The 23,429-nt window shown below is 66.5% G+C and carries 23 protein-coding genes and 1 rRNA gene; 8 read left to right on the plus strand and 16 right to left on the minus strand.

What is annotated here, in order from left to right; all coding sequences use genetic code 11:
* Positions 1–13 precede the first annotated feature (13 nt).
* Positions 14–1,432 carry a PLP-dependent aminotransferase family protein gene (locus tag NJH59_RS06470; RefSeq protein WP_253086545.1) on the minus strand — a complete coding sequence of 473 codons (1,419 nt, stop codon included), beginning with the start codon at positions 1,430–1,432 and terminating at the stop codon, positions 14–16.
* A gap of 124 nt (positions 1,433–1,556) precedes the next feature.
* On the opposite strand from NJH59_RS06470, the gene NJH59_RS06475 reads away from it, so the two are divergent.
* Together NJH59_RS06475 and NJH59_RS06480 are read left to right on the plus strand one after the other, a co-directional pair.
* Entirely contained in the window at positions 1,557–2,183 is a 627-nt protein-coding gene (locus NJH59_RS06475; protein WP_213606680.1) for a LysE family translocator, read from the plus strand.
* Positions 2,184–2,287: 104 nt separating this feature from the next.
* The gene (locus NJH59_RS06480) at positions 2,288–2,728 is read left to right on the plus strand and encodes a CBS domain-containing protein (RefSeq protein WP_043861317.1); all 441 of its coding nucleotides are present in this window, start codon (positions 2,288–2,290) and stop codon (positions 2,726–2,728) included.
* 3 nt (positions 2,729–2,731) lie between these two features.
* Here NJH59_RS06480 and NJH59_RS06485 read toward each other — a convergent pair whose 3' ends face one another.
* The 12 genes from NJH59_RS06485 to NJH59_RS06540 form a co-directional block, all read right to left on the minus strand.
* On the minus strand, positions 2,732–3,370 hold the full coding sequence (locus NJH59_RS06485; protein WP_054915884.1) for a hypothetical protein: 639 nt from the start codon (positions 3,368–3,370) through the stop codon (positions 2,732–2,734).
* Between the two features lie 69 nt (positions 3,371–3,439).
* Positions 3,440–3,682, minus strand: a complete 243-nt coding sequence (locus NJH59_RS06490; protein ID WP_043861319.1) for a DUF2789 domain-containing protein — start codon at positions 3,680–3,682, stop codon at positions 3,440–3,442.
* A gap of 278 nt (positions 3,683–3,960) precedes the next feature.
* On the minus strand, positions 3,961–5,361 hold the full coding sequence (locus NJH59_RS06495) for an efflux transporter outer membrane subunit (protein WP_043861320.1): 1,401 nt from the start codon (positions 5,359–5,361) through the stop codon (positions 3,961–3,963).
* Positions 5,358–6,233 (minus strand): HlyD family secretion protein, encoded by an 876-nt coding sequence (locus tag NJH59_RS06500; RefSeq protein WP_253086546.1) that lies wholly within the window; start codon positions 6,231–6,233, stop codon positions 5,358–5,360. Before NJH59_RS06500 ends, NJH59_RS06495 begins: the two co-directional genes overlap by 4 nt.
* On the minus strand, positions 6,230–6,442 hold the full coding sequence (locus NJH59_RS06505; protein WP_043861322.1) for a DUF1656 domain-containing protein: 213 nt from the start codon (positions 6,440–6,442) through the stop codon (positions 6,230–6,232). Before NJH59_RS06505 ends, NJH59_RS06500 begins: the two co-directional genes overlap by 4 nt.
* Positions 6,439–8,529, minus strand: a complete 2,091-nt coding sequence (locus NJH59_RS06510) for an FUSC family protein (protein WP_088513901.1) — start codon at positions 8,527–8,529, stop codon at positions 6,439–6,441. The genes NJH59_RS06505 and NJH59_RS06510 overlap by 4 nt, the downstream gene beginning before the upstream one ends.
* On the minus strand, positions 8,526–8,978 hold the full coding sequence (locus tag NJH59_RS06515; RefSeq protein ID WP_043861339.1) for a MarR family transcriptional regulator: 453 nt from the start codon (positions 8,976–8,978) through the stop codon (positions 8,526–8,528). Before NJH59_RS06515 ends, NJH59_RS06510 begins: the two co-directional genes overlap by 4 nt.
* A 97-nt stretch (positions 8,979–9,075) precedes the next feature.
* Positions 9,076–9,888: a tetratricopeptide repeat protein gene (locus NJH59_RS06520; RefSeq protein WP_043861324.1), complete on the minus strand. Its 813-nt coding sequence runs from the start codon at positions 9,886–9,888 to the stop codon at positions 9,076–9,078.
* Between the two features lie 90 nt (positions 9,889–9,978).
* Positions 9,979–10,848 (minus strand): ABC transporter permease, encoded by an 870-nt coding sequence (locus NJH59_RS06525; RefSeq protein WP_054915880.1) that lies wholly within the window; start codon positions 10,846–10,848, stop codon positions 9,979–9,981.
* A gap of 15 nt (positions 10,849–10,863) precedes the next feature.
* The gene (locus NJH59_RS06530) at positions 10,864–11,727 is read right to left on the minus strand and encodes an ABC transporter ATP-binding protein (RefSeq protein ID WP_043861326.1); all 864 of its coding nucleotides are present in this window, start codon (positions 11,725–11,727) and stop codon (positions 10,864–10,866) included.
* Between the two features lie 4 nt (positions 11,728–11,731).
* Complete coding sequence (locus NJH59_RS06535) at positions 11,732–12,751, minus strand: ABC transporter substrate-binding protein (protein ID WP_253086547.1); 1,020 nt, start codon at positions 12,749–12,751, stop codon at positions 11,732–11,734.
* Between the two features lie 20 nt (positions 12,752–12,771).
* Positions 12,772–13,671: a TauD/TfdA family dioxygenase gene (locus tag NJH59_RS06540; protein ID WP_253086548.1), complete on the minus strand. Its 900-nt coding sequence runs from the start codon at positions 13,669–13,671 to the stop codon at positions 12,772–12,774.
* Between the two features lie 168 nt (positions 13,672–13,839).
* Between NJH59_RS06540 and NJH59_RS06545 the strand changes: the two genes are divergently transcribed.
* Positions 13,840–14,151: a hypothetical protein gene (locus NJH59_RS06545; protein ID WP_043861329.1), complete on the plus strand. Its 312-nt coding sequence runs from the start codon at positions 13,840–13,842 to the stop codon at positions 14,149–14,151.
* A gap of 32 nt (positions 14,152–14,183) precedes the next feature.
* Here NJH59_RS06545 and lapD read toward each other — a convergent pair whose 3' ends face one another.
* Positions 14,184–16,121, minus strand: coding sequence for a cyclic di-GMP receptor LapD (gene lapD, locus NJH59_RS06550; protein ID WP_253086549.1), 1,938 nt, complete (start codon positions 16,119–16,121; stop codon positions 14,184–14,186).
* A gap of 9 nt (positions 16,122–16,130) precedes the next feature.
* Positions 16,131–16,823: a cysteine protease LapG gene (gene lapG / locus NJH59_RS06555; RefSeq protein ID WP_043861331.1), complete on the minus strand. Its 693-nt coding sequence runs from the start codon at positions 16,821–16,823 to the stop codon at positions 16,131–16,133.
* A 211-nt stretch (positions 16,824–17,034) separates the two neighbouring features.
* On the opposite strand from lapG, the gene NJH59_RS06560 reads away from it, so the two are divergent.
* From NJH59_RS06560 to NJH59_RS06580, 5 genes are all read left to right on the plus strand, one after another.
* The gene (locus tag NJH59_RS06560) at positions 17,035–17,724 is read left to right on the plus strand and encodes a GntR family transcriptional regulator (RefSeq protein ID WP_043861332.1); all 690 of its coding nucleotides are present in this window, start codon (positions 17,035–17,037) and stop codon (positions 17,722–17,724) included.
* A 95-nt stretch (positions 17,725–17,819) separates the two neighbouring features.
* Positions 17,820–18,317 carry a sigma-70 family RNA polymerase sigma factor gene (locus tag NJH59_RS06565; RefSeq protein ID WP_054915945.1) on the plus strand — a complete coding sequence of 166 codons (498 nt, stop codon included), beginning with the start codon at positions 17,820–17,822 and terminating at the stop codon, positions 18,315–18,317.
* On the plus strand, positions 18,307–19,275 hold the full coding sequence (locus tag NJH59_RS06570) for a FecR domain-containing protein (protein ID WP_043861333.1): 969 nt from the start codon (positions 18,307–18,309) through the stop codon (positions 19,273–19,275). Before NJH59_RS06565 ends, NJH59_RS06570 begins: the two co-directional genes overlap by 11 nt.
* Positions 19,276–19,367: 92 nt before the next feature.
* Positions 19,368–21,872: a TonB-dependent siderophore receptor gene (locus NJH59_RS06575; protein ID WP_253086550.1), complete on the plus strand. Its 2,505-nt coding sequence runs from the start codon at positions 19,368–19,370 to the stop codon at positions 21,870–21,872.
* Between the two features lie 86 nt (positions 21,873–21,958).
* Complete coding sequence (locus tag NJH59_RS06580) at positions 21,959–23,137, plus strand: PepSY domain-containing protein (protein WP_253086551.1); 1,179 nt, start codon at positions 21,959–21,961, stop codon at positions 23,135–23,137.
* 140 nt (positions 23,138–23,277) lie between these two features.
* Here NJH59_RS06580 and rrf read toward each other — a convergent pair.
* A 5S ribosomal RNA gene (rrf, locus tag NJH59_RS06585) occupies positions 23,278–23,393 on the minus strand.
* Positions 23,394–23,429: the final 36 nt, after the last annotated feature.

Genomic DNA, 23,429 nt, shown 5'->3' on the forward strand with positions numbered 1-23,429 from the left:
TTTTGGGGGTTCGTTATAACGCAGATGCCGGGTCGGCAAAACTGTCCAATAGTACCGCCAGCTCCGACCATAGCTGCGGGTCGTCGCTGCAGGCGACGTTGAAGCGCATGCACTGCAACAGGCCGGGCTCGGGGCCGAACAGGCTGCCCGGCCCCAGCAGCACATCCCGCGCCAGGCCTGCACGGGCCAGGGCCTGGGCGTCGCAACCGGGGGGCAGCCGCACCCAGATGAACAGGCCGCCGGCATACCCCTGCAGCGGCTCGCAGCCCAGCGCCCGCAGGCGCTGCTCGACGCGCCCGGCCGCCTCCTGCAGGCGCAGTTGCAGGCGCTTGCGGTGCTTGTCGTAACTGCCATCGGTGAGCAGCTGGTCGACCACCTGCTCCAGCAGTTCGGAGGTGATGCCGCCGCTCATCAGCTTCATGTGGGTGAGGCTGGCGGCCAGTTGCGGCGCGGCCACCACATAGCTGACCCGGGCGTTGGCGCTGAGGGTCTTGGAGAACCCGGACAGGTACGTCACCTGCTCCAGGCCCGCCAGCGCCGCCAGGCGGGCCGGCGCCTGCGGGTGCAGGTCGGCGTAGAGGTCATCCTCGATGACATGGCAGTCGTACTGGCGCGCCAGCTGCAACAGCGCGAACGCCTGGCCCGCAGTGAACGAGTGCCCGGTGGGGTTGTGCAGCACGCTTGTGGTCAGGTACAGCCTGGGCCGGTGCTGCGCCAGCAGCTGTTCGAAACGCGCCAGGTCGAGACCCTCGGCGGTGCGCTGCACGGTGACGATGCGCGCGCCGTGCAGGGCCAGGTTGGCGTGGAAGTTGAAATAGCACGGGCTGTCGAGCACCACGCAATCGCCCGGGCGCAGCATCACCCGCAGCAGCATGTCCAGCGCCTGCACGGTGTTGCTGGTGGTGACGATCTGCTCCAGCGGCGCGGCGATGCCCTGGCTGAGCAGGCGCGTCTGCAGGGTCTGGCGCAGCGCCAGGTAACCGGCCGGCGTGCCGTAGCCGCCAATGCGCAGGCGCGTGGAGCGGGCCACGGTGCGCAATGCCTGGCGCAGGTTGCCGGGCTCCAGCCAGTCGGGCGGCAGGTGCCCGCTGCCGGGGCGCAGGCTGTTGTCATCGGCCAGCAGCGAGCGGCGCAGCACGCTGGCCAGGTCCTGCGGCAGCCAGTCGGTGTCGCCCCCCGGCACCCTCGGCGCGTGACGGCTGGCGACAAAGTGCCCGCGGCCCTGGCTGGAGGTGATCAGGTTGCGGGCACGCAGGCGGTCCAGCGCTTCGATCACGGTGAACTTGCTCACGCCCAGTTGCGCGGTCAGTTCGCGCACCGGCGGCAGGCGACTGCCCGCCGGCAGCTCGCCGGCCTCGATGGCACGCGCCCAGGCTTCGGCGATCTGCTGGACCTTGGGTGTTCCAGGGCAGAATTCGATGACGGGCAGCATGCAGGTCTCCACAGGTTTACCGGTAATCCTACCAGTAAAGTAGGGCGCGATTGCCCGCTGCTTGGCCTGCCCGCAGCGTGGCCTGCACTCTAGACTGCGGCCTTTGCACTGTGAGCACTGCCCCATGAACCTCGGCCTGACGCCCTCCTCTTTCGGTTACTTCGTGGTGTTCTGCGCCAGCATGACCTTCAGCCCAGGGCCGATGACCCTGCTGTTGCTGAGCCTGGGCCTCAAGGCCGGCCTGCGCCAGTCGCTGCCGGCGCAACTGGGCGCCAGCGTGGCCTACCTGCTGTCGATTCTGGTGTTTGCACTGGGCTTTTCGGCGCTGATCCAGGGCTACCCGCTGGTGCGCCAGCTGATCCAGGCCCTGGGGGTCGCGTATGTGCTGTACCTGGCCTGGCGGCAGTGGACCAGTACCGGGCTGGCGCTGGGCGATAGCGGCGGGCCGGCGCTGGAGGGTTTCCGGGCGCTGTTCGCCAGGGGCCTGCTGACCGGGCTGTCCAACCCCAAGAGCATCCTGATGTTCAGCGCGGTGTTCCCGCAGTTTGCCAGCCACACCCGCGACATCGCCGTGCTCGGCCTGACCTTCCTGCTGCTGCAGTTTGCCAGCGGCTGCCTGTACTGCTACTTCGGCCAGCGCATCCGTCATGTGCTGCAGCAACCGGCGCGTCGGCGCCTGCTGCAACGGGCCACGGCGGTGCTGCTGACAGGCGTGGCGTTGATGCTGATGCGCGGTTTCGACGGAGCATGACGTTTTTCAATCGGCCCCATGGCGTTTTCAACCTTGCCGAGTGGGCATCCGTGCACGATTCTTAGGGGATAGGCATCGCCGCTTATCCACCGCCGAGGCTGCACATGAAAACCGTGAAAGAGCTGCTCAATACCAAAGAAGAAAAACACCATGCGGTACACACCATCAGGTCGCACCAGACGGTGCTCGAGGCGCTGATGGTGATGGGCGAGAAGAACGTCGGCGCCTTGCCGGTGGTCGATGACGGCCAGGTGGTCGGGATCATCAGCGAGCGTGACTACGCCCGCAAGATGGTGCTCAAGGGACGTTCGTCGGTGGGCACGCCGGTACGCGACATCATGAGCGCACCGGTGGTCACGGTAGACCCGCACCAGAGCGTGGAGGTGTGCATGAACCTGATGACCAACAGCCATCTGCGCCATCTGCCGGTGGTGGAGAACGGCCAGCTGATCGGTCTGCTGTCGATTGGCGACCTGGTCAAGGCGGCGATTGCCGAACAGGCCAACCTGATCCTGCAACTGGAGCAGTACATCCGCGGCGAATGAACCTCAGCGGTATTCGCCCTCCAGCTCGTCGAGCTGGTGGTCGAAGCTGCGCAGGCGCGCCGACCAGGTGTACACCAGCACTTCGAGGTCGCGGTTGAGCACGGCGCTGCCGCGCCCGGCACTCTGCTGCGAGTCGCACAGGTCGAGCTGGTAGCGTTCGCGGGCCATGGCCGTGGCCACGCTGGAAAGTTCGCGGGCGTTGTTCAGCCAGTAGCGGTGGCGCCCGCGGGTCTGCTGGTCGAGCTGCTGGCACTGGCGCTTGAGGGCTTCGAGGCTCTGTTCGAGCGGGGTGCCTTCAAGCTCGCCCATCACTTCCTGAAAAGTGCGCCCCGGCTGCCAGTAGCTGCCCCAGAAGTAGCGGTCGAATACGGTTTCGACCCGGCGCAGGGCAACCTTGGTGTTCCAGATGGCCACCAGGGTGCGGCCCTGCTCTAGCTGGCGCTTGCGCACCTTGAGCTGCTGCCAGCTGCTCCAGGCCAGGGCCGTGAGGGCCAGCGCCGCAATCACGGCGGCGGCCGCGTACATGAAGTGCATGGCCTCCACCAGCTGGTAGAGCTGGCGAACGCCGTAGAAGTAGCCGGTGCTCAGCAGGCCCAGGGCGGTCACGGCCGCCCAGAAGCCGGGTGCGTAGGGATCTTTCATTGGCGCCATCCCCTTATTGTTTTTCTGAGCATAGCAACGCCAACTGCAGGTACAGGTGCCGCTCAGCGCTTATTTGCGGGGATTGCGCAGCGCCTCGTTGAGCTGGTCGAACTGAACGGCCCAGTCGGCATCCTCCAGAATCGCCTCCTTGAGGAATTCGCGCTGTGCCGGCGTCCAGAACGGCGCATCCACCAGCTTGATGTCGCCCTTGAGCGGCGAGTGGCTGGTGATGAACTGGTCGATGCCTTTGGGATCATCGGGCAGGCCAAGCTGCTTGAACAGGGCGCTAAAGCTGTGGGTAGGTGCTTCCATGGGTCACTCCTTCTGGGCGTCAGGCCGGGTTGAATGGGGTAGACAGCGCACAGGTCGTTCGAGGTCAGTCGGGTTGGCGTTTAATTTCACCGCCGGTCCCGACCGCTGGAGTTTAGTCGCTGCAGTTGCGGTACAGGCAGACGTTCCGATGCCGATGGCGTCGCTCGAGGGTGGGTGGGGGCCGCTTTGCGGCCCATTCGCGGGGCAGGCCCGCTCCCACAAGGATCACCGCTGCCCATGTGGGAGCGGGCCAGAATGGCCTTGCAAGATAGCGGTTGCTACCAGCCGCCGCCCAGCGCCAGGAACAAGCCGATCTGCCCCATCGCGACCTGGGTATTGGCCGCCGCCAGCTGCGCACGCATGTCGGTGTAGGTGCGCGTGGCCTGCAGGTCGGCCAGGAACGATTCACGCCCGGCCTTGAAGAACCGGTGGGTCTGGTCGGCCGCCAGTTGCGCCGAGCGCTCGGCCTCGGCCAGCGCGTCGCGCCGGTCAAGCAGCGCGCTGTACTGCGCCAGGCTGGTCTGGGTCTCGCGGATGGCGTTGAGCACCACCCCGTCGAAATGCGCCAGCGCCGCCTGGGTCGAGGCCTCGGCCTGGCGAATGCGTGCCCGCGAACCATTGGTGGGCACGGTCCAGGTCAGCAGCGGACCAAAGCCCCAGCGGTTGGTCGCCGGCTTGCCCAGGTTCTCGAGGATGCCGATGGTGCCCACCTGCGCGCCGATGCTGATGTCCGGGTACAGCTGCCCGGTGGCCACGCCGATGCCGGCGGTGGCCGCCGCCAGGCTGCGTTCGGCCTGGCGGATGTCGGGGCGGCGCTTGAGCAGCGCGGCGCCATCGCCCACCGGCACACGTTGCGCGATGTGCGGCAGTTCGGCGCAGTGCGCGGTACCCGCCGGCAGTTGCTCGACCGGCTTGGCCAGCAGCATCGACAAGGTGTACAGGCCCGCCTCGCGCATGGCCTGGTAACGCGGCAGTTCGGCGCGCAGCGACTTGAACTGGGTCTCGGTGCGCGTCACCTGGGTTTCGTCACCGCGCCCGGCATCGCGCAGGCGCTGGGTGAGGGTCACGCTCTGCTCCTGCAGGTCCAGCGAGGCCCGTGCGATGTGGTATTCCTCGTTGGCCGCGCACACCTGGGTGTAGGCCCGCACCACATCCGCCACCAGGGTGATGCGGGCGGTGTCGGCGGCAGCCTGGGTGGCGTCGGCGTGGGCCTGGGCGGCCTCGACGCCGCGCTTGAGCGTGCCCCACAGGTCGAACTGGTACGAGGCGCTGAGGATCGCCTCGCCGATGTTGGCCACCGGCACCTTGTCGGGTTGCAGAAAGGCTTCGCCGGACTCCTGCAGGCGCTGCGCACCCAGCTTGACCCCGCCATTGAACCCGCCCTGGGCCTCGGCCTCCTCGACCTGTGCCCGCGCCCGCGCGATGTTCGCCGCGGCCACGCGCAGTTCGGTGTTGGCGGCCAGCGCCTGGTTGACCAGCGCGTCGAGACGCGGGTCCTGGTAGAGGTGCCACCAGTTGGCGGGCACCGGTGCCGAGACCACGCTGTCGGCGTCGCTGCGCAGCGCGCCCTGCAGGTCGCCGCGATTGACCGCCGCCTCCTTGGGCACGCTGTAGTCGGGCCCGACCATCTGGCAGGCCGACAGCAGCAACCCTGCGCCCAGCAGCGCAAAGCGTTTCATCGGGCGGCATCCTCGATGATCGACACCGTGGCAGTGCGCCCGGCGATCATGCGAAAGTTTTCCGGCACCTCGTCGAATGCGATGCGCACCGGAATGCGCTGCGCCAGGCGCACCCAGCTGAAGGCCGGGTTGACGTTGGGCAGCAGGTTGGCGCCACTGCTGCGGTCACGGTCCTCAATGCCTGCGGCGATGCTCTGCACGCGACCGCGCAGGCGCGCGTCGTCGCCCATCACGCGGATATCCACGGCCTGGCCGATATGGATGCCGCCCAGCTTGGTCTCTTCGAAGTAGCCATCGACGTGGTAGGAATTGCTGTCGACCACCGACAGCACCGGGCGCCCGGCGCTGACGAACTCGTGGGCGCGCGGGGCGCGGTCGTTGAGGTAGCCGTCGACCGGGCTGCGTACCACCGAACGGTCGAGGTTCAGCTGCGCCGCGTCCACCGCCACCTGCGCCTCGGCCAGGGCCGATTGCGCGCGGGCCTGGCGCGACTGGCTTTCTTCGAGCTGCTCCTGCGCCACCAAGTTGCCCAGGCCACGGTTGCGGCGCGCCTCGCGCTGCGCCTGGGCCAGGGTTTCACGGCGTTCGGCCAGGGTCGCCTGGGCCTGGCGCAGGGCCAGGTGGAAGCGGTCCTGGTCGATGCTGAACAGCACGTCGCCGCGCTTGACCACCTGGTTGTCGCGTACCGACACCTGCTGGATCAGCCCGGACACATCGGGGGCGATCTGGATCACGTCGGCGCGGATGTGGCCGTCGCGGGTCCAGGGGGCGAACATGTAGTACAGCACCATCTGCCACACCAGCACGGTTGCCAGCGTTACCACCAGCAGGGTCAGGACCACGCGGCCCAGGGTCAGTAAGGGTTTTTTCATGGCAGCATCAGGCTTCGGCAAAAGTGGTCGACCGTGCCCAGCAGCACGGCGTAGAGAGCAACGTTGAACAGCGCCCGGTGCCAGACCAGGCGGTAGAAGTGCAGGCGCGTGAGTACCGCGTGCACCCCCAGGAACAGCACATAGGTGAACACCATCATCACCAGCAGCGTGGGCAGAAATACCCCGCTGATATCCAGTTCACCGATCACAGGGGGGCTCCATCGATGCCGTAGGGCAGTTGCGGTTGATCGTCGGACGGTTCCAGCACCACCTCCACCCCCGGCAGCAGCGCCAGGCGCAGGCCGCTCAGGGCATGCAGCAGGTGCACGCGGGTTTCCCCGCAGTCGGCCATGGCCTCAAGGTTCAGGGCATGCCGCGCACGCTCCATGCTGCGCAGCAGGTCGGCCGGCGCATGCAGGCGGCGGCGGGCCTTGAGGCACGCCTGAAAGTGCGCACCCACCTCAGCGATCACCTGCGCCAGCGCCGCCTGTGCCGGCGGCGTGGCCCGTGGCATGTAGGCCAGCAGGTCGAGCAGGTTGAGCCCCACGCGCAGGTCGCGCAGCGCGCTGTTGGTGTCCTGGCCGGTCTGGGTCAGGCGCGGCAGGTGCTGCATCAGGCGGTCGAGCATCTGCACGCCGAGGCGCCGGTGTTCGGCCAGGCTGGCCGGGCGGGTCATGCCGACGATGTCGTGCCAGCTGAAGCGGGTCAGGCGCTTGGCCGCCAGCTCCACGCCGAACGGGCGCACCACCAGGGTCCAGATGAAGGCGAACAGCAGCCCCACCGGGCCGGCCAGGTTGGCGTTGGCAAAGGTCAGGAAGTCCGCGTCGTAGGCGCCCTGGATGCTGATGAACGAGGCGGTGTTGACGATGGTGAGCAAGGTGCCCAGGTAGAAGCGCGGCTGCACGGTGAGGGTGCCGACGCAGATGAACGGCACGGCGAACGCCAGTACCAGCATCGGGAAGTCATGCAGGTTGGGCAGCACCAGGAACAGGTAGAGGCTGGCAAACACCACCGACAGGGTGGTCCAGAAGAAGAACCGGTAGATCTGCGGCGCGGGATCGTCCATGGCCGCGAAGAAACTGCACGCCACCGCCGCGAGGATCACGGCGCTGGCGCCGTCGGGCCAGCCGAGCAGTATCCACAGCGCGGTGGCGGCGAGGATCGCGGTGAAGGTGGAGAACACCGAGTAGAGCATCAGCCCACGGTCGAAGAACGGCGTCAGGCGGCCCAGGCGCCAGTGCCGGTACACCGCGCGCCAGGGCGACAGGTCTTCGTCGCGGATGGCGTGCTGCAGGCTGCAGCAGTCCTGCCACAGGTCGATCCATTCGCCCAGCCGGTAGAGGGCATTGGACAGCAGCAGGCCGGGGCGCTCGTCGAGGGCGGCGACACTCGGTTGCAGGCGTTCGAGCTGCTCGCGCAGGGCCGTCCAGCGCGCCACCGAGGCGTCTTCGGCGCTGGCCTGCAACCAGCTGCGGGCCTGCTCCAGCAAGCCTTGCAGTTGCGCCGCCTGTGCCGGGGCGCGGCCTTCGAGGGCCAGCAGCGCGTCGTCGAGGGCGTCGATCACCGGGAACAGGTGGATCATGCGCCCGCGCAGCTCGCGGGCATTCTTGACCGTCTGCGGCCGCGCGCCCTCGTGGGACAGCTGGCCGATCATCATCTCCAGCGAGTTGAAGGTGGTGACCATCGAGGCGCGCAGCCCGCCCACGGTTTCGGGCGTGGCCTGGCGGGCAAGAAAGGTGTCGCAGTAGCGGATCGCCTCGGCGAACCAGTTGCCGGTGGCGCCGACCACCACCGGGGTGAGCCGGCGCGGCCAGAAGATCGCCCCGACCACCGCCGCGCAGACGATGCCCAGGCAGATTTCCTGGGCCCGCGAGGAGGCGATGTCGAATACCGCCAGCGGGTTGTCCACCACCGGCAGAGCGATCATCGGCAGGGTGTAGCCGGCCAGCATCAGCGCGTAGCTGTTGGCGGTGCGCAGGTGCAGCGAGAGAAACAGCAGGGTGCCGGTCCACAGGGCGATGGCGCAGGTGAGCAGCACCGGGGTCTGTACCAGCAGCGGCACCAGGAACACCGCCCCCGCCGCGCCCAGCAGTGTACCCAGGGCTCGGTACAGGGCCTTGGAGCTGGTGGGCCCGACGAACGGGCTGGAGACGATGTAGACCGTGGCCATCGCCCAGTAGGGGCGCGGCAGTTGCATGAGCAGGGCGATGTACAGGGCGATCATCGACGCGGCGAAGGTGCGCACGCCGTAGAACCAGTCCCGCGCCGGCGGCATGGAGCTGAAGAAGTCCTTCATGAAGGCACGCCCGGCGAGCGCTGCGCGGCGTCTTCGAAGGCGCGCACCACACGCAGCGCCGCTTCGAGGTCGGCGGGCGGGATGTCGTGCAGCACCTGGCGGCGCAGGCGCACCAGCTCGGCCTCGATCGCCTCGGCCAGCTCGCGCCCGCGCGGGGTCAGGCTCAGGGCCTTGGCGCGGCGGTCACCGGGGGCTTCGCTGCGGCATACGAAACCGGCGCTGCACAGCTGGTCGAGCAGGCGCACCAGCGACGGGCTTTCAAGCCCTGCGGCCTGGGCTACCGCCACCTGGTGCACGCCATCGCCCAGGCGCACGATCATCAGCAGTGGTACCGCGCAGGCTTCGGAGATGCCGTAGCCGACCAGCGTGGCCTGGCAGATGCGCCGCCAGTGACGGCTGGCCGCGACCATGCCGCTGCTGATGTTCAGTTGCAGTGCATCAAGATTCATGGGCAAGGTGTCGAGATTCATAGTTTGCTAACTATCAATGTTCTTCGATCAACGCCCCGGGCGTCAATAGCGGCAATGCGGCATCCGTCGGCCGAGGTCAGCGCCGGTACTGGTCTTCGTGTTTCAGGGTCAGCGCCCGCGGGCTGCCCAGGCTGATCGCCCGGTCGCGCCAGAACAGGTAGCGCATGGGGTTGCCGGCCACGCTGAAATGCATGGCCAGTTCCTCGGCCGCCGGCATCACCCCCGCTGCGGCCGCCAGCTCCAGCCAGTACACGGCGAGCCTGGCATCGGCCCGCACCTGCTGGCCATGCAGGAGGCGGTAGCCGATCTCGAACCGGCAGCGCCCATCGCCGCGCTGGGCGCCCTGCATGAACCAGTCGTAGGCGCGCTGCGGATCGACCTGCCAGGTTTGCAGGTGGGTATCGCAGATCTCTTCTTCGTAGAGGTCGCCCAGCGCCGCGGCGGCTTCGTCCAGGCCGCGCTCGAAGGCCTGCCGGTAGCACTCGGCGGCGCTGGCGTAGGCGATGGTCACGCCCTTGCCGAAATAGTGCTGCTGGCCCAGGTTGTACCAGGCCACCGCACTGCCCTGCAGCGCCGCCATGCGCAGCAGGCGCCCGGCCAGGGCCGGTTCGGCACGCCAGTACTTGCCGTTGAGCCATACCCAGCCGAGGTCGTTGAGCGCCACCACGCTGCCATCCAGCGCCTGCTGGCGCAGGTCGGCATACACCGCCTGCAGGTCGACGGCTTCGTCCAGGCGGTTGACCAGGCAGAAGCCCCTGCCGAGCACCGCACGCTGGGCCGGCATGCCGATGCCGGCCGTGTGGCGCTGGGTCTGCCCGCCCGGATCGGGGGCGATCGCCCTGGGCAACAGCCGCGCGAGCAGTGGGTAGATGGTGCTGGCAGCAGACAACGGTTCATCCCTGACTGACCGGTGGGTGGCCCATGCCACCCTGTGAGGCAAGCCTAGACAAGGACACGCACTTTTGTCGCCCCGATGCGCTCAGCGCTGCATGCCCCAGCGCCGTACTGTGACGCGCTCGAGGGTATTGAACACCAGGCTCTCGACCAGCAGGCCGATGAGGATCACCACGGCCAGGCCGGCGAACACCTTGTCGGTGTACAGCTCGTTGCGGTTCTGGAAGATGTACCAGCCCAGCCCGCCCTTGCCGCTGGTGGCACCGAACACCAGTTCGGCGGCAATCAGGGTGCGCCAGGCGAACGCCCAGCCGATCTTGAGCCCCGACAGGATCGACGGCAGCGCCGCCGGAATCAGGATGTGCACCACCAGACGCAAGCCGCGCAGCCCGTAGTTGCGCCCGGCCATGCGCAAGGTTTCGGACACACCCATGAAGCCGGCATAGGTGTTGAGCGCCAGCGCCCACAGCACCGAGTGCACCAGCACGAAGATCAGGCTGTTGTCGCCCAGGCCGAACCACAGCAGCGCCAGCGGCAGCAGGGCAATGGCCGGCAGCGGGTTGAACATCGAGGTCAGGCTGCTGAGCAGGTCGCGGCCGATCTGGGTCGACACGGCCAGGCTGGTGAGCCCGAAGGCCAGCACGATGCCCAGCAGGTAGCCCTTGAGCAGCACCACCAGCGACACCCCCACCTTGGCCGGCAGTTCGCCGCTGAGCAGGCCGTCGTACAGCGCCGCGGCGGTTTGCAGGAAGCTGGGCAGCAACAGGTCGTTGCCCTGATAGCGCGCCACGGCTTCCCAGGCCAGCGCCAGCAGGATCAGGATCAGGCTCTTGCGCAGCCAGCCCTGTTGCCACAGGCGCTGGCCCAGGGGCAGCTCGCGTTCCAGCGGTACGCTGAGCAGGGGTTCAAGGGTGACTTCGTACTCCTGACGCGGAGCCGGTGCAGAGGTGGTCATCGGTGGGGCTCCCGGTCAGTAGGCGATGCGGATGTCGGTGAAATCCAGGGCGGCGTCCTGCTCGGCGGCGGCATCATCGTCGAACAGCAGACGATGGATGCGCCGCGCGCTGGCCTGGAAGTCAGCAGCGCCCAGGCTGTGCAGGTCGTACTGGTGGCTGTGGATCTCGGCGCGCACGCGCCCCGGGTGCGGCGACAGCAGCAGGATGCGGTTGCCCACCACCAGCGCCTCCTCGATGGAGTGGGTGACGAACAGCAGGGTGAAGCGCACCTCCTCCCACAACAGCAGCAGTTCTTCCTGCATCTTGCGCCGGGTCAACGCGTCGAGGGCGGCAAAGGGTTCGTCCATGAGCAGGATCTTGGGCTGCATGGCCAGCGCCCGGGCGATGGCCACGCGCGCCTTCATGCCGCCGGAGAGGGTGTGCGGGTATGCATCGGCAAATGCCGCCAGGCCGACCTTGTCCAGGTAGTGCAGGGCGCGCTGTTCGGCCTCGGCGCGCTTGAGCGTGCCGGAGGCCAGCAGCGGGAACATCACGTTCTGCCTGACGGTTTTCCACGGCGGCAGCTGGTCGAACTCCTGGAACACCACGATGCGGTCCGGGCCCGGCCCGTGCACCGGCTGGCCCTGCAGGCGGATCGCGCCCTCACGGGGCTCGATGAAGCCGGCAACGGCCTTGAGCAAGGTCGACTTGCCGCAACCTGAGGGGCCGAGCAGGACGAAACGGTCGGCCTTGTCCACTTCGAAGCTGACCTGGTGGGTGGCCCGCACCACGCGCTGGGCGGTGCGGTATTCGAGGCTGAGGTTGTCCACCTGCAGCAGCGCCGGTGCGCTCACGGGGCTCAGGTTGCTGGCCGTGTGGCCTGGCAAGCGGGCGGTCATGCGCTCAGCTCCCCTGCAGTGGCTTGGCGTCCTGGAAGAAGTAGTCCTTCCACGATTCGGGTTTGTGCTTGATCGCGCCGATGCGGTACATGAAGTCGGCCAGCTTGTAGGTGTTCTTCGGCGTGACGCTGAATTCGTATTGCGGGTTGTCAATGATCTTGAGCAGCGCCTCGCGGTCGATCTTGGCCTTGGTCACGCGAATGTAGGTATCGGCCGCCGCGCCCTTGTCGTGCTGGGCGAAGTCGGCCGCCTCGGCCAGGGCGTCGACGAAGGCCTGGTAGGTTTTGGGGTTGTCGTTGCGGAATTTTTCGGTGGCGAACAGCACGGTGGGCGAGTTGGGACCGAGCAGGTCGTAGGTGTCGAGCACCACGTGCACGCTCTTGTTGACCAGCGCCTGGTCCTGGAACGGCGGGTTGGAGAAGTGCGCATTGAGCTCGGTGCCGCCGGCCAGCAGCGCGGCGGTGGCGTCGGGGTGCGGGACCGCCAGGGTGTACTTGTCCAGGCGCGCGTAGTCCTTGTCGCCCCACTGCTGGGCGGCGGCGTACTGCAGGAAGCGCGACTGCACCGAGACGCCAACCGCCGGCAGGGCGATGCGGTCCTTTTCGGTGAAGTCGGCGATGGTCTTGACGTTGGGGTTGCTGCTGACCAGGTAGTACGGGAAGTTGCCCAGCGAGGCCACGGCCTTGACGTTCTGGCGGCCGTAGGTGCGATCCCAGATGGTCAGCAACGGGCCGACGCCGGCACCGGCGATGTCCACCGAGCCGGACAGCAGCGCGTCGTTGATCGCGGCGCCGCCCGAGAGCTGGGTCCAGTCGACCTTGATGTCGATGCCCTGGGCCTTGCCGTGCTTCTCGATCAGGTGCTGGTCGCGCACCACGTTGAGCAGCAGGTAGACGATGCCGAACTGTTCGGCGATGCGGATTTCACCTTCGGCCTGGGCCGTGGCGGGGGCGACGAGGCTGCCGGCGAGCAGGCTGACGCCCAGGCCGATGCTGGCCGCCAGGCGGCTGATTGAGTTGCGCATGCGGTACTCCTGAAGACGGGTCAGAACGGGGCGTCGCCCTGGATGGTGGTGCGGTACAGCTTGCGACGCAGGTGCGCGGGGCAGCCGGCGGCCAGGTGGATCAGCGAGCGGTTGTCCCAGAACACCAGGTCGTGGGGTTGCCACTGGTGGCGGTAGATGTTGTGTTCGAGCACGCTGTGGGCGTACAGCTCGGCCAGGATCTGGCGGCTTTCGTCCTCGGGCAGGCCGACGATGCGGGTGGTGAAGCCCTCGCTGACGAACAGCGCCTTGCGCCGGTTTTCCGGGTGGGTACGCACCACCGGGTGGATCACTTCCTGCACCTGGGCCAGTTGCTCGGCGGTGAGCGTGGGGCGCCAGTTGCCTTCGAATTTGGTTTCGCTGTAGCGCGCGGTGTAGGAGTGCGCGGCGCTGCGGCCTTCGACGGCGGCGCGCAGGTGGGCGGGCAACTGGTCCCAGGCCTTGTGCATGTCGGCGAACAGGGTATCGCCGCCCTCGCTGGGCAGCTCCTGGGCATGCAGCATCGACCCCAGGCTGGGCAGTTCCTTGTAGGAGAGGTCCGAGTGCCAGAACTTGCCGGCATCGCCCAGGCCGATGTTCTGGCCGTTCTCGATGATGTTGGAGACGATCAGGATCTCGGGGTGGCCGCCGAGCAGGAACTGCTTGAGCACGTGGATCTGCAACACGCCGAAACGGCGGCTGAAGTCGATCTGCTGCTGGGGGGTGATGCGCTGGTCGCGGAACACCACCACATGGTGGTCCAGGTGCGCGCGGTGGATGCGCGCAAAATCGCCAGCGTTGACCGGACGGCTCAGGTCCAGGCCGATGATCTCGGCGCCCACGGCACCGGCAAACGGACGAATCTCGAAGGCTTGGGGTTGGGCGCTGTCGGTGTACGACAAGGCGCCAGGGGCCGCTGACATATCTTTTCACTCCCACGTGTCGGGTCGGTAACTGCGCGTGGAAATAAATATAAATGCATAAGAAAAATAATTTAAATACCTTTAGAGAATAAGCATAGAGAGGGTTGTCCGCCTCGCGTGGCCTATGCTGCTGAGGCCATCAAGCAGATGTCATCAGGGGGAAAAGCCATGTTCTATGTGCAACGCGACACCCGTGGGCAGATCGTGCGGTTGGAGTCGACGCCCTTTGCCGAGGAGAACGAAGCGCTGCCCAACGATTCGCCGGAGGCTCAGGCCTGGTTTGCCAAGAAACTGCAGCAGAGCGACCTGGACATGATCCGGGTGCTGGAGGACTTGATCGAGGTACTGACCAGCAAGGGCGTGATCAGCATCACCGACCTGCCGGCGAGCGCACAGGCCAAGCTGCTCAGCCGTTCGAGCGCGCGCCAGACCATGGGGGGGTTGAACAAGCTGATCGATGAGGAGCGGCCGTTGATCTAGCAGCTTCGCCGGCCTGGCCGGCGAAGAAGCCACTACGGCGCCCAGGGCCGGGGCTCGCCGATCAAGCGCCCCTGCACCCCGAAAATCCCCATGTCGCGCAGCACCTCCAGTTCGCCTTCGGTTTCCACCCGCTCGGCAATCAATGGCAGGTCGATGCTGTGCGCTGCGCGCTGGATCGCCTCGATGAACAGGCGCTTGTGCGGCTCCTGATCGATGGCGCGGATGAAGCTGCCGTCGACCTTGAGGTACGCCAGGCCCAGGTGCGCCAGGTTGCCGATCATGCTGAAGCGCCCGCCAAAGTGCTGCAGGCTCAGCTTGAAGCCCAGCGCGCCCAGTTGCCGTGCCAGCTGCTCGAGCGCGGCCTGGTCGGGCAACTGCTCTTCGCCGATCTCCAGGGTCAGGCGCGGGCCCAGCGCCGCATGACGCCCCAGCAGCCCGTACACCGCCTGCAACGCCTGGGGGTCGGCCAGGGTGGCCGCCGACAGGTTCAGCGCCAGCGCCTGGTCATGGCGCTGCAGGTGGGCCAGCACCTGTTCGAGCATCAGCAGGTCATGCCGGATCGACCAGCCGAAACGCTCGAGCCAGGGCAGGAAGCGCCCGGCGGGGAGGGTTTGCCCATGCCCGTCGGGCAGGCGCGACAGCACCTTGTACTGCAATACGCGGCCCAGCTCGTGCGTCGCCACCACCGGCTGGAAGAACAGCTCGAAGCGGCGCTGGTCGAGGGCGTGTTGCAGCAGGGCATGCCAGTCGTGGTCCAGCAGCGCCGGGGCGTGCGCGGGCAGGCAGACCCATGTCGGCAGCTGCTGGCTCTGCGCCTGGGCCAGGGCTTCGTCGCAGCGCTCGAGCAGGGCCTGCGGGGCGTCGCCCGGGCTGTAGGGGGCCAGGCCGATCCAGGCCACCGGGTTACGGTCGGAAGCACCGGTGTCGTACAGGCTGTGCAGGGTCTGCTCCAGTTCCTGGGCCAGGTGCACGGCCTCGTCATGCACCAGCCCCGGTGCCAGCACGGCGAACTCGCCGCCACGGCTACGGGCGATCAGGTCGAGGGTTTTGGGATAGTGCGCGCACACCCGCTGCACCTGCTGCGCAAGAGCCTGCAGCAGGGCATCGGTGCGCTGGCCGCCCAGGCGCAGGTTGAGCCCGGCCAGGTCCTGCACGTGCACCAGCATCAGGTAGCCAGGGCTTTCGTCCTGGGCGCTGAGCCGGGCAGACAGCTGCATCTCGAAGAAGCGCCGGTTGCCCAGGCCGGTCAGGCTGTCCTGCCAGGCCTCGGCGCGCAGGGCTTCACTGCGCTGGGCCTCCTCGAGAAACAGCGCCTTGAGTTTCTCGACCATCTGGTTCATGGCCTGCACCACCCGGCGCAGCTCCGGGGTGCGCGGCAGGCGCGGCGCACTGAGGAACTCGCGACGCGCAATGGCCTGGGACTGCGCCACCAGGTAGTCCAGCGGTCGCAGCTGACGGCGCAGCAGCAGCGCCCCCAGCAGTGCACTGACCACCCCGCAGGCCAGCAGCCAGGCCAGGCTGCCGAGCGCGCTGCGCCACAGCTTGGCCAGGGCGAACATCGGGTGGCTGACCACCTCGACCCGCGCCGCCTGCTGCCAGCCGCGGCTGACGATGGCATCGCCGCCGGCCGGCTCCAGGTTGATCAGGCGGATGAACCAGGCCGGCACACCGCTGCTGTCCGGCTCGGCGTGACGCTCCACCAGCAGGGCATTGGGGCCCAGGTCGATCACGCGGATGCTGGCGTAGTAGCCGCTGTCGAAGATGGAGCTGACCATCAGCTCGACCATTGCCGGGTCGTCGATGTTCGGCGTGAGCGACAGCGCCAGCGCGGTGGCGGCGTCCTGCGCATGCGCGCGCAGCTGATTGACGTACTGGCTGCGCGAGCTTTCCAGGCCGACCATGAAGCTGCCGCTGAAGGCGACCACCAGAAACAGGCAGATGGCGAGCAACAATTGCTTGAACAGTGACATCCGCAATCCTCAGTAAGCCGGCTCGGTGGGAAACCCCTCGGCCTGCATCTTCTTCAACAGATCCTGCCAGCGCGACAGGCGCTTGCTGTCGCCGACCTTGCGATTGCCACCCGCCCCGGTCAGCCACAGGCCCTCGCCATTGAAGGCATACACCGGCAGCAGGTCGGTGCGCTGGCTGGCCGGCTCGATGGTGTCGATCAGGCTGTCGAGCACCAGCGGCATCGCCTCTGGAGTGGAATAGTAGGTCAGGACCATGTGCGCGCGATTCTGGCGCAGCGCCTTGACGTAGGTAATGCGCAGTTTCTCGCTGGGGATACCCAGGCGGCGCAGGCTGAAATACTTGGCGATGGCGTAGTCTTCGCAGTCGCCGGCGCCCTTGATCAGTGACTGGATCGGGGTGGACCAGTAGTCGGCCTGCTGCCACAGTTCGGGGTCTTCGACGTAGCGCAACTGGCGATTGAAGAACTGGTTGACCACCTGCAGGCGCTCGGCTTCGCTGCCCTGGCGCTGGGTGGCAAGCAACTGCTGCCAGGCATCGATACGCTGCTGGCCGGCACCAAGGGGGCCGTACAGGGCCTGGGCCTTGCGGCTGATCTGGGAAAAGTCCCAGTCCGCGCGCAGGTTGCCCAGCAATACGCAGCCGAGCAACAGCGCCAGGCCAGCCCGGCGCGGGGTCAGAGGCAAAGCCCAACGTATCGCCAAGGCCGGCGGTCCATGCAGATCGTGGAATCGCGATGGTGCAGGCTGGGCGGGCAAAAGACAATGGCGCACGGCGGCAAGCTTCCAAAGCGCTGCGACTTCATTCAGGATAGCCGCCGCGAACGCCCGCAGGCCCGCGCCGGCCTGAATTTGACAGGCGCAACCGTCATCACTAGGGTCATTGGATCCAATCTTTGCTAGCAGGGCAGTCAGCGTGGCCGAAAAAATCAAACTCCTGAGCATTCTGGGTGACGAGCAGGTGCCTGCTCACCTGGCGCGCAGCGTGATCGAAGAGCGCCTGCGCAGCGCCATCCTCGACGGACGCCTGGCACCCGGCATGGCGTTGCGCCAACAGGAGCTGGCGACGCTGTTCGGGGTCAGCCGCATGCCGGTGCGCGAGGCCCTGCGTCAGCTGGAGGCGCAGTCGCTGCTGCAGGTGGTTGCGCACAAGGGCGCGGTGGTGGCCCCGCTGATCAGCGAAGATGCGATGGACTCCTACGGGCTACGGGTGATCCTGGAGAGCGAGGCGCTGCGCCAGTCGATCCCGCTGCTGGACGCCGAGGACATCGCCCTGGCCCGGGGCTACATCGAGCAACTGCAGAACGAGACCCGGCACGCCGAAATGGGCCAGCTCAACCGCCTGTTGCACATGGCCCTGTACCGCAAGGCGCCCAATCAGAAGTTGCTGCGCCTGATCGACAACGAGTTGAGCGAAGAGGCGCGCTTCCTGCGGTTTCATCTGTCGTCGATGGGGCTGGGCAAGCTGACCCAGGACGATCACATCGCGCTGGTGGACGCAGCCCAGGCCGGCCAGGTGGACGAAGCTGTACAGCTTCTGACCCAGCACCTGGACAAGGGCATGCAGGCCATCAGGCAGTACCTGGCCAGCCAGCCGCAGGGCTGAACGCGCCGCCGGGTCGGTCAGTGGTTGCAAATTGCGCAAGGCCCCATAACAATGAGACTAATTATCATTTATGACCTTGGTTGCAGCGCGCCTTCATGTCCTCCCACGACTCTGTGCACAGGCTCTATCAGCAACACCACAGCTGGCTGAACACCTGGCTGCGCTGCCGCCTGGGCAATGCGGCCGATGCCGCGGACCTGGCCCAGGACACCTTCGTGCGCCTGCTGCAGCGGCGCGAACAACTGGAGCTGAATGCACCACGCGCATTCCTGCGTACCATCGCACGGGGGCTGGTGATCGATCACTGGCGCCGCGAAGAGCTGCAGCGTGCCTACCTCGAAGCCCTGGCGCAGCTGCCCGAGGCCGAGGTGCCATCAGCGGAAACCCGCGAGCTGCTGCTGGAGCTACTGGAACGCATTGCGTGCCTGCTCGACGGCCTCAGGCCCAAGGTGCGCACCGCGTTCCTGCTGGCCCAGTGCGAAGGGTTGAGCCACAAGCAGATCGCCGAGCAGATGGGTATCTCGCTGCGCTCGGTGGAGCGGTATGTGGCCGACGCCCTCTATCACTGCTACCTGCTGCGCTATGAACCCTAGCCCACGCGTGGTCAAGCAGGCCATTCACTGGATGCTGCGGGTGCGCGAGAACGGCGCCAGCCCGCAGTTGCAGGCCCAGTGCGAGCAGTGGCGCAGCGCCAGCCACGAGCACGAACTGGCCTGGCAACGGGTGCACAGCCTGCAGCAGGAAATGAACCTGCGTGCGGTGCCGGGCGCCGGTGTCGTCGCCCTGCAGACCCTGGAGAACAGCCAGCAGCGGCTGCACCGGCGCCAGGCCCTGAAGCTGCTGGGCGGCGTGGTGATGCTTGGCTCAGCGGCCTGGGTCAGCAAGGACGTTGGCCTGCTCGACCCGTGGACCTCGGATTTCGCCACGGCCACCGGCGAGCGGCGCAGCGTCCGCCTGCCCGATGGCAGCCTGCTCAATCTCAATACCCATACCGCGGCAGACCTGGCCTTTGACAGCCGCCAGCGCCTGGTGCGCCTCAAGCACGGGGAGTTGATGCTGACCTGCGCCGAACACCCGCTCGGACCGGCTGGGCGGCCGTTGCTGGTGCAGAGCCGCGATGCGCTGCTCGAAGGCTTCGATGGGCGCTTCGTGGTGCGCCAGGAGCGCGACTGCACCCGCGTCACGGTCAGCCAGGGCAAGGTGGCGATCCATCACCCCGGCCCCGCCGGGCTGCAATGGGTGGCTGCTGGCGAAGCCTTTCTGGTGAATGCCCAGGGCGCCACACCCGTGGCGCAGCAGAACATGGACCCCGGTGCCTGGGCCGATGGCCTGATCGTCACGCGCAACATGCGCCTGGGGGACTTCATCGACGAGGTGGCGCGCTACCGCCACGGCTACCTGAGCTGCTCCGACGATATCGCCAACCTGCGCCTGTCCGGGGTGTTCCGCCTGGAAGACACCGACAAGCTGCTGCACCTGCTGCCGCAGACCCTGCCGGTGCATGTCAGCTATCGCACGCGCTGGTGGGTACGCCTGGAACGCCAGGCGTGATGCGCTGATTTTTTTGGCGGGTTTTATCGGCACGTCCGGCTAGGACAGTAAGCGACTCCCTTCTGCCCTTACCGACCCTACGGATGCTCTTCATGCGCGATACCCTGGCCCAGCCGCGGCTCACTGACAGTAATGAGTTTCAACCTCTCTTAGATTCACGCCTGGGCAAGGCGGTGCGCGCCGCACTGTTCGGTACCGCGCTGGGCCTGGCCAGCGTGCCGATGGTAGCGATGGCCGAACCTGCGGGCAGCGCCAGCCAGCAGTACAACATCCCCGCCGGCTCGCTGGACGAGGTGCTGAACCAGTTCGCACGCCAGGCCGGCATCACGCTGTCGAGCACCCCGCAGATGACCCAGGGCGCGCAATCGCCCGGCCTGCAGGGCAGCTACGCCACCGACCAGGCGCTGCGCCAGTTGCTCAATGGCACGGGGCTGGAGGCGGTGAGCCAGGATGGCACCAGTTATGTGCTGCATGCGGCCCCGCAGGACACCGCACTGGCATTGCCTACCACCGACGTGCGTGGCTTTGCCCTGGGCAACGCGCTGGGCAGCATGGAGGGCTACAACGCCACCCACAGCCAGATCGCGACCAAGACCAGTACCGCGCTGCTGGAGACCTCGCAGTCGGTGTCTGTGGTAACCCGCCAGCAGATGGACGACCAGGGCGCGCAGACGGTCTCGCAGACCATGCGCTACACCCCGGGCGTGCTGACCAACCCGTATGGCGCGACCCACCGCTATGACTATGTGGCCATGCGCGGCTTCAACGATGGCTCGGTGGACAACATCTACATCGACGGCCTGAAGTCGATGGGTGACAGCGGCACCTTCAGCACCATGCAGATCGACCCGTACTTCCTCGAGCGCGTGGATATTCTCAAAGGTCCGTCGTCGGTGCTGTATGGCCGCAGTTCGCCAGGTGGCCTGGTGGCACTGACCACCAAAAAGCCACTGTACGAGACCTTCCGCCAGGTGCAGGCTACCGTCGGCACCCAGGGCCAGCGTGGGGTGGGCTTCGACTTCAGCGGCCCGCTGGACGACGACAAGCGTATCGCCTATCGCCTGACCGGCCTGACGCATCAGTCCGACACCCAGTTCGATCACAACGAAGAAAAGCGCTATGCGCTGGCGCCGACCCTGAGCATCGACTTCACCGAGGACACCTCGCTGACCTTGCAGGCCTACCTGCAGAACGATCCGGAAGGCGGCTACCACGCCGGCGTGCCCGCCGATGGCGCGCTGCACAAACGCAACGGCCAGCGTATCTCGGAGCACTTCTTCGAGGGCGAGCCGGGCATCGACAGCTACGAGCGCAATCAGCAGTCGTTCGGCTACCAGTTCGAGCATCGCTTCAACGACGTGTTCACCGCACGCCAGAACTTCCGCTACCTGGACTCGACGGTGAAGATGGACCAGGTGTACGCCTGGGGCTACGAGTCGCCCACCAGCAACAAGCTGAACCGCTACTACACCGGTGCCGACGAGAAACTGCACTCCTACATCATCGACAACATGCTGCAGGCCGAGTACTTCACCGGCGCGGCCAAGCACACCACGCTGGTGGGCCTGGACTACCAGCGACGCAAGACCGTGGTGGACTGGAGCAGCGGCGGCCTGGCGTCGATCGATGCGTTCAACCCGCAGTACGGCAATTCGCAGATCACCTATTACGCACCGACCAGCTACACCCGGCGCCTGCAGCAGACCGGCATCTACGCCCAGGACCTGATCGAGCTGGACAAGTGGCGCTTCTCGCTGGGGCTGCGGCAGGACTGGGTGAAGACCTCCGATGAGAATCGTATCGCCGAGCCTACCCGCCCACTGGGCACCAAGATCAGCGATGACCGCACCAAGCTCACCGGCCGCGCGGGCGTGCTGTACCTGTTCGACAACGGTATTGCGCTTTACCTGAGCTATTCGGAGTCGTTCAACCCCAACTCCTACGCCGATGCCGCCGGCAACCCGCTGGCACCGACCGAAGGCACCCAGTGGGAGGCCGGTATCAAGTACCAGCCGCCGGGCACCGACAACCTGTTCACCGCCTCGGTGTTCCGCATCGAGCAGGAGAACCTGGCCACCAAACAGCCGCAGGACGACTTCTACTACCCGGTCGGGCAGGTACGCTCCCAGGGTCTGGAGCTGGAAGCGCACATGCAGTTGAGCGAGAACCTCAAGGTGCTGGGCAGCTACACCTTCACCGACATCGAGTACAGCAAGACGATGCCGAGCACCCTGGCTGGCAGCACACTCGACAACAAGGGCAACTCGCCAACCCAGGCGCCAAAGCACATGGCCTCGCTGTGGGCGGACTACAACTTCCGCCAGGGGGTGCTGGACGGTGTGCGCGTAGGCGGTGGCGTGCGTTACGTGGGCTACAGCTGGGTGGATGCGGAAAACACCATGAAGGTACCGTCGTACACCCTGTTTGATGCGTCGGTGGGCTACGACCTGGGCAAGGTCGGGCTCAAGGGCGTGGATGTGCGGCTCAATGCCAACAACCTCACCAACGAGAGCTACATCGCCTCGTGCGCGAGCCTGAACTACTGCTACATGGGTGAAGAGCGCAATGTCAGCGCCACGGTCAGCTATCAGTTCTGACCACACCCCCGTGAGCCGCAAAGCCAGTGCCTGATTCCAGGCGCTGGCTTTGTCGCATCTGGCGACCTGATCTGGAATCCTTTTATATGCGCCACCTCTACGTATTGCTGCACCGCTATATCGGCCTGGCCACCGCGCTGTTCCTTGCCCTGGCAGGGCTCACCGGGAGCGTGCTGGCGTTCAACCACGAGATCGACGAATGGCTGAACCCTTCGTTCTATGAAGCCCCGGCACAAGGCCCCCGCCAGGACCCCGGCAACCTGGTGGACAAGGTGCAGGCCGAACACCCGCACCTGCAGGTGTGGTACATGGAATACCCCGACGAGCCCGGCCATTCGGCGTTGCTGGCGATGGTGCCGCGCAACGACCCGGCCACCGACAAGCCGTATGCCCAGAAAAACACGGTGTTCTACCTCGACCCGGTCAGCGGCCAGACGCTGGGTCAGCGCTACTGGGGCGAGTGCTGTTTCTCGCGGGAGAACTTCATGCCGTTCGTCCTCGAGCTGCACTACAACCTGACCCTGCCGGGCAACTGGGGGCTGTGGCTGATGGGCGTGGTGGCGATCCTGTGGGTGCTCGACTGCTTCATCGCCCTGCTGCTGACCCTGCCCCGTGGTCGTCCGTTCTGGCGCAAATGGAGCACGGCCTGGAAGATCAAGGGCGGGCATGCGTATCGACTGAACATGGATATCCACAGGGCTGGGGGCTTGTGGCTGTGGCTGCTGCTGTTGCCGGTGGCCGTCAGCAGTGTGGCGATGAACCTGCCCAGCCAGGTGTTCAAGCCGGCGGTGTCGCTGTTCTCGCCGGTGGAACCAAGCGTCTATGAGGCCCGTGGCAGGCTGCCCAGAGAAGAACTGGGGCAGACCCAGCTGACATGGCATCAAGCCCATCAGCTGGCGCAGCAGGAGGGCCAGCGGCTGGGGCTGACGGCGCCGATCGGCGAGTTGTACTACAGCTTCGAATACAACTTCTATGGCGCCGGTTTCGGACAGCACGACACCGATGCCCAGGGCAAGTCGTGGTTGTTCTTCCATGGCACCGACGGGCGCCTGCTGGGGCAGGAGATCGCTGGCCAGGGCACCCTCGGGGAACGCTTCTACCGGCTGCAACTACCCATACATGGCGGCAGGATCCTCGGCACTACAGGCCAGGTGATGATCGCGGTGCTGGGGGTAGTGATTGCGGTGCTGTCGGTGACAGGGGTGTATATCTGGTGGTGCAAGTTGCTGGCGCGGCGCAGTGGCCGGGCTCGGCGCAGTGCATAGACTGAAGGTCGGCTCCTGCAGCCCATTGTGTGCAGGGGCCGGCCTGGCCGGTGTAGAGGGTGGCAGGAACAACCCGCTACCCTAGCCCCTGAAAAGACAAAACCCCTGTCTGCAGCGCAGACAGGGGTTCTGGAATTGAATCTTGACGATGACCTACTCTCACATGGGGAAACCCCACACTACCATCGGCGATGCATCGTTTCACTGCTGAGTTCGGGATGGGATCAGGTGGTTCCAATGCTCTATGGTCGTCAAGAAATTCTGTTGCCAGAAGGTCTTGTTCAGACACTCC

Origin of the sequence: Pseudomonas sp. VE 267-6A (genome assembly GCF_024126555.1) — a bacterium.
GTDB classification, from domain to species: Bacteria; Pseudomonadota; Gammaproteobacteria; order Pseudomonadales; family Pseudomonadaceae; genus Aquipseudomonas; species Aquipseudomonas palmensis.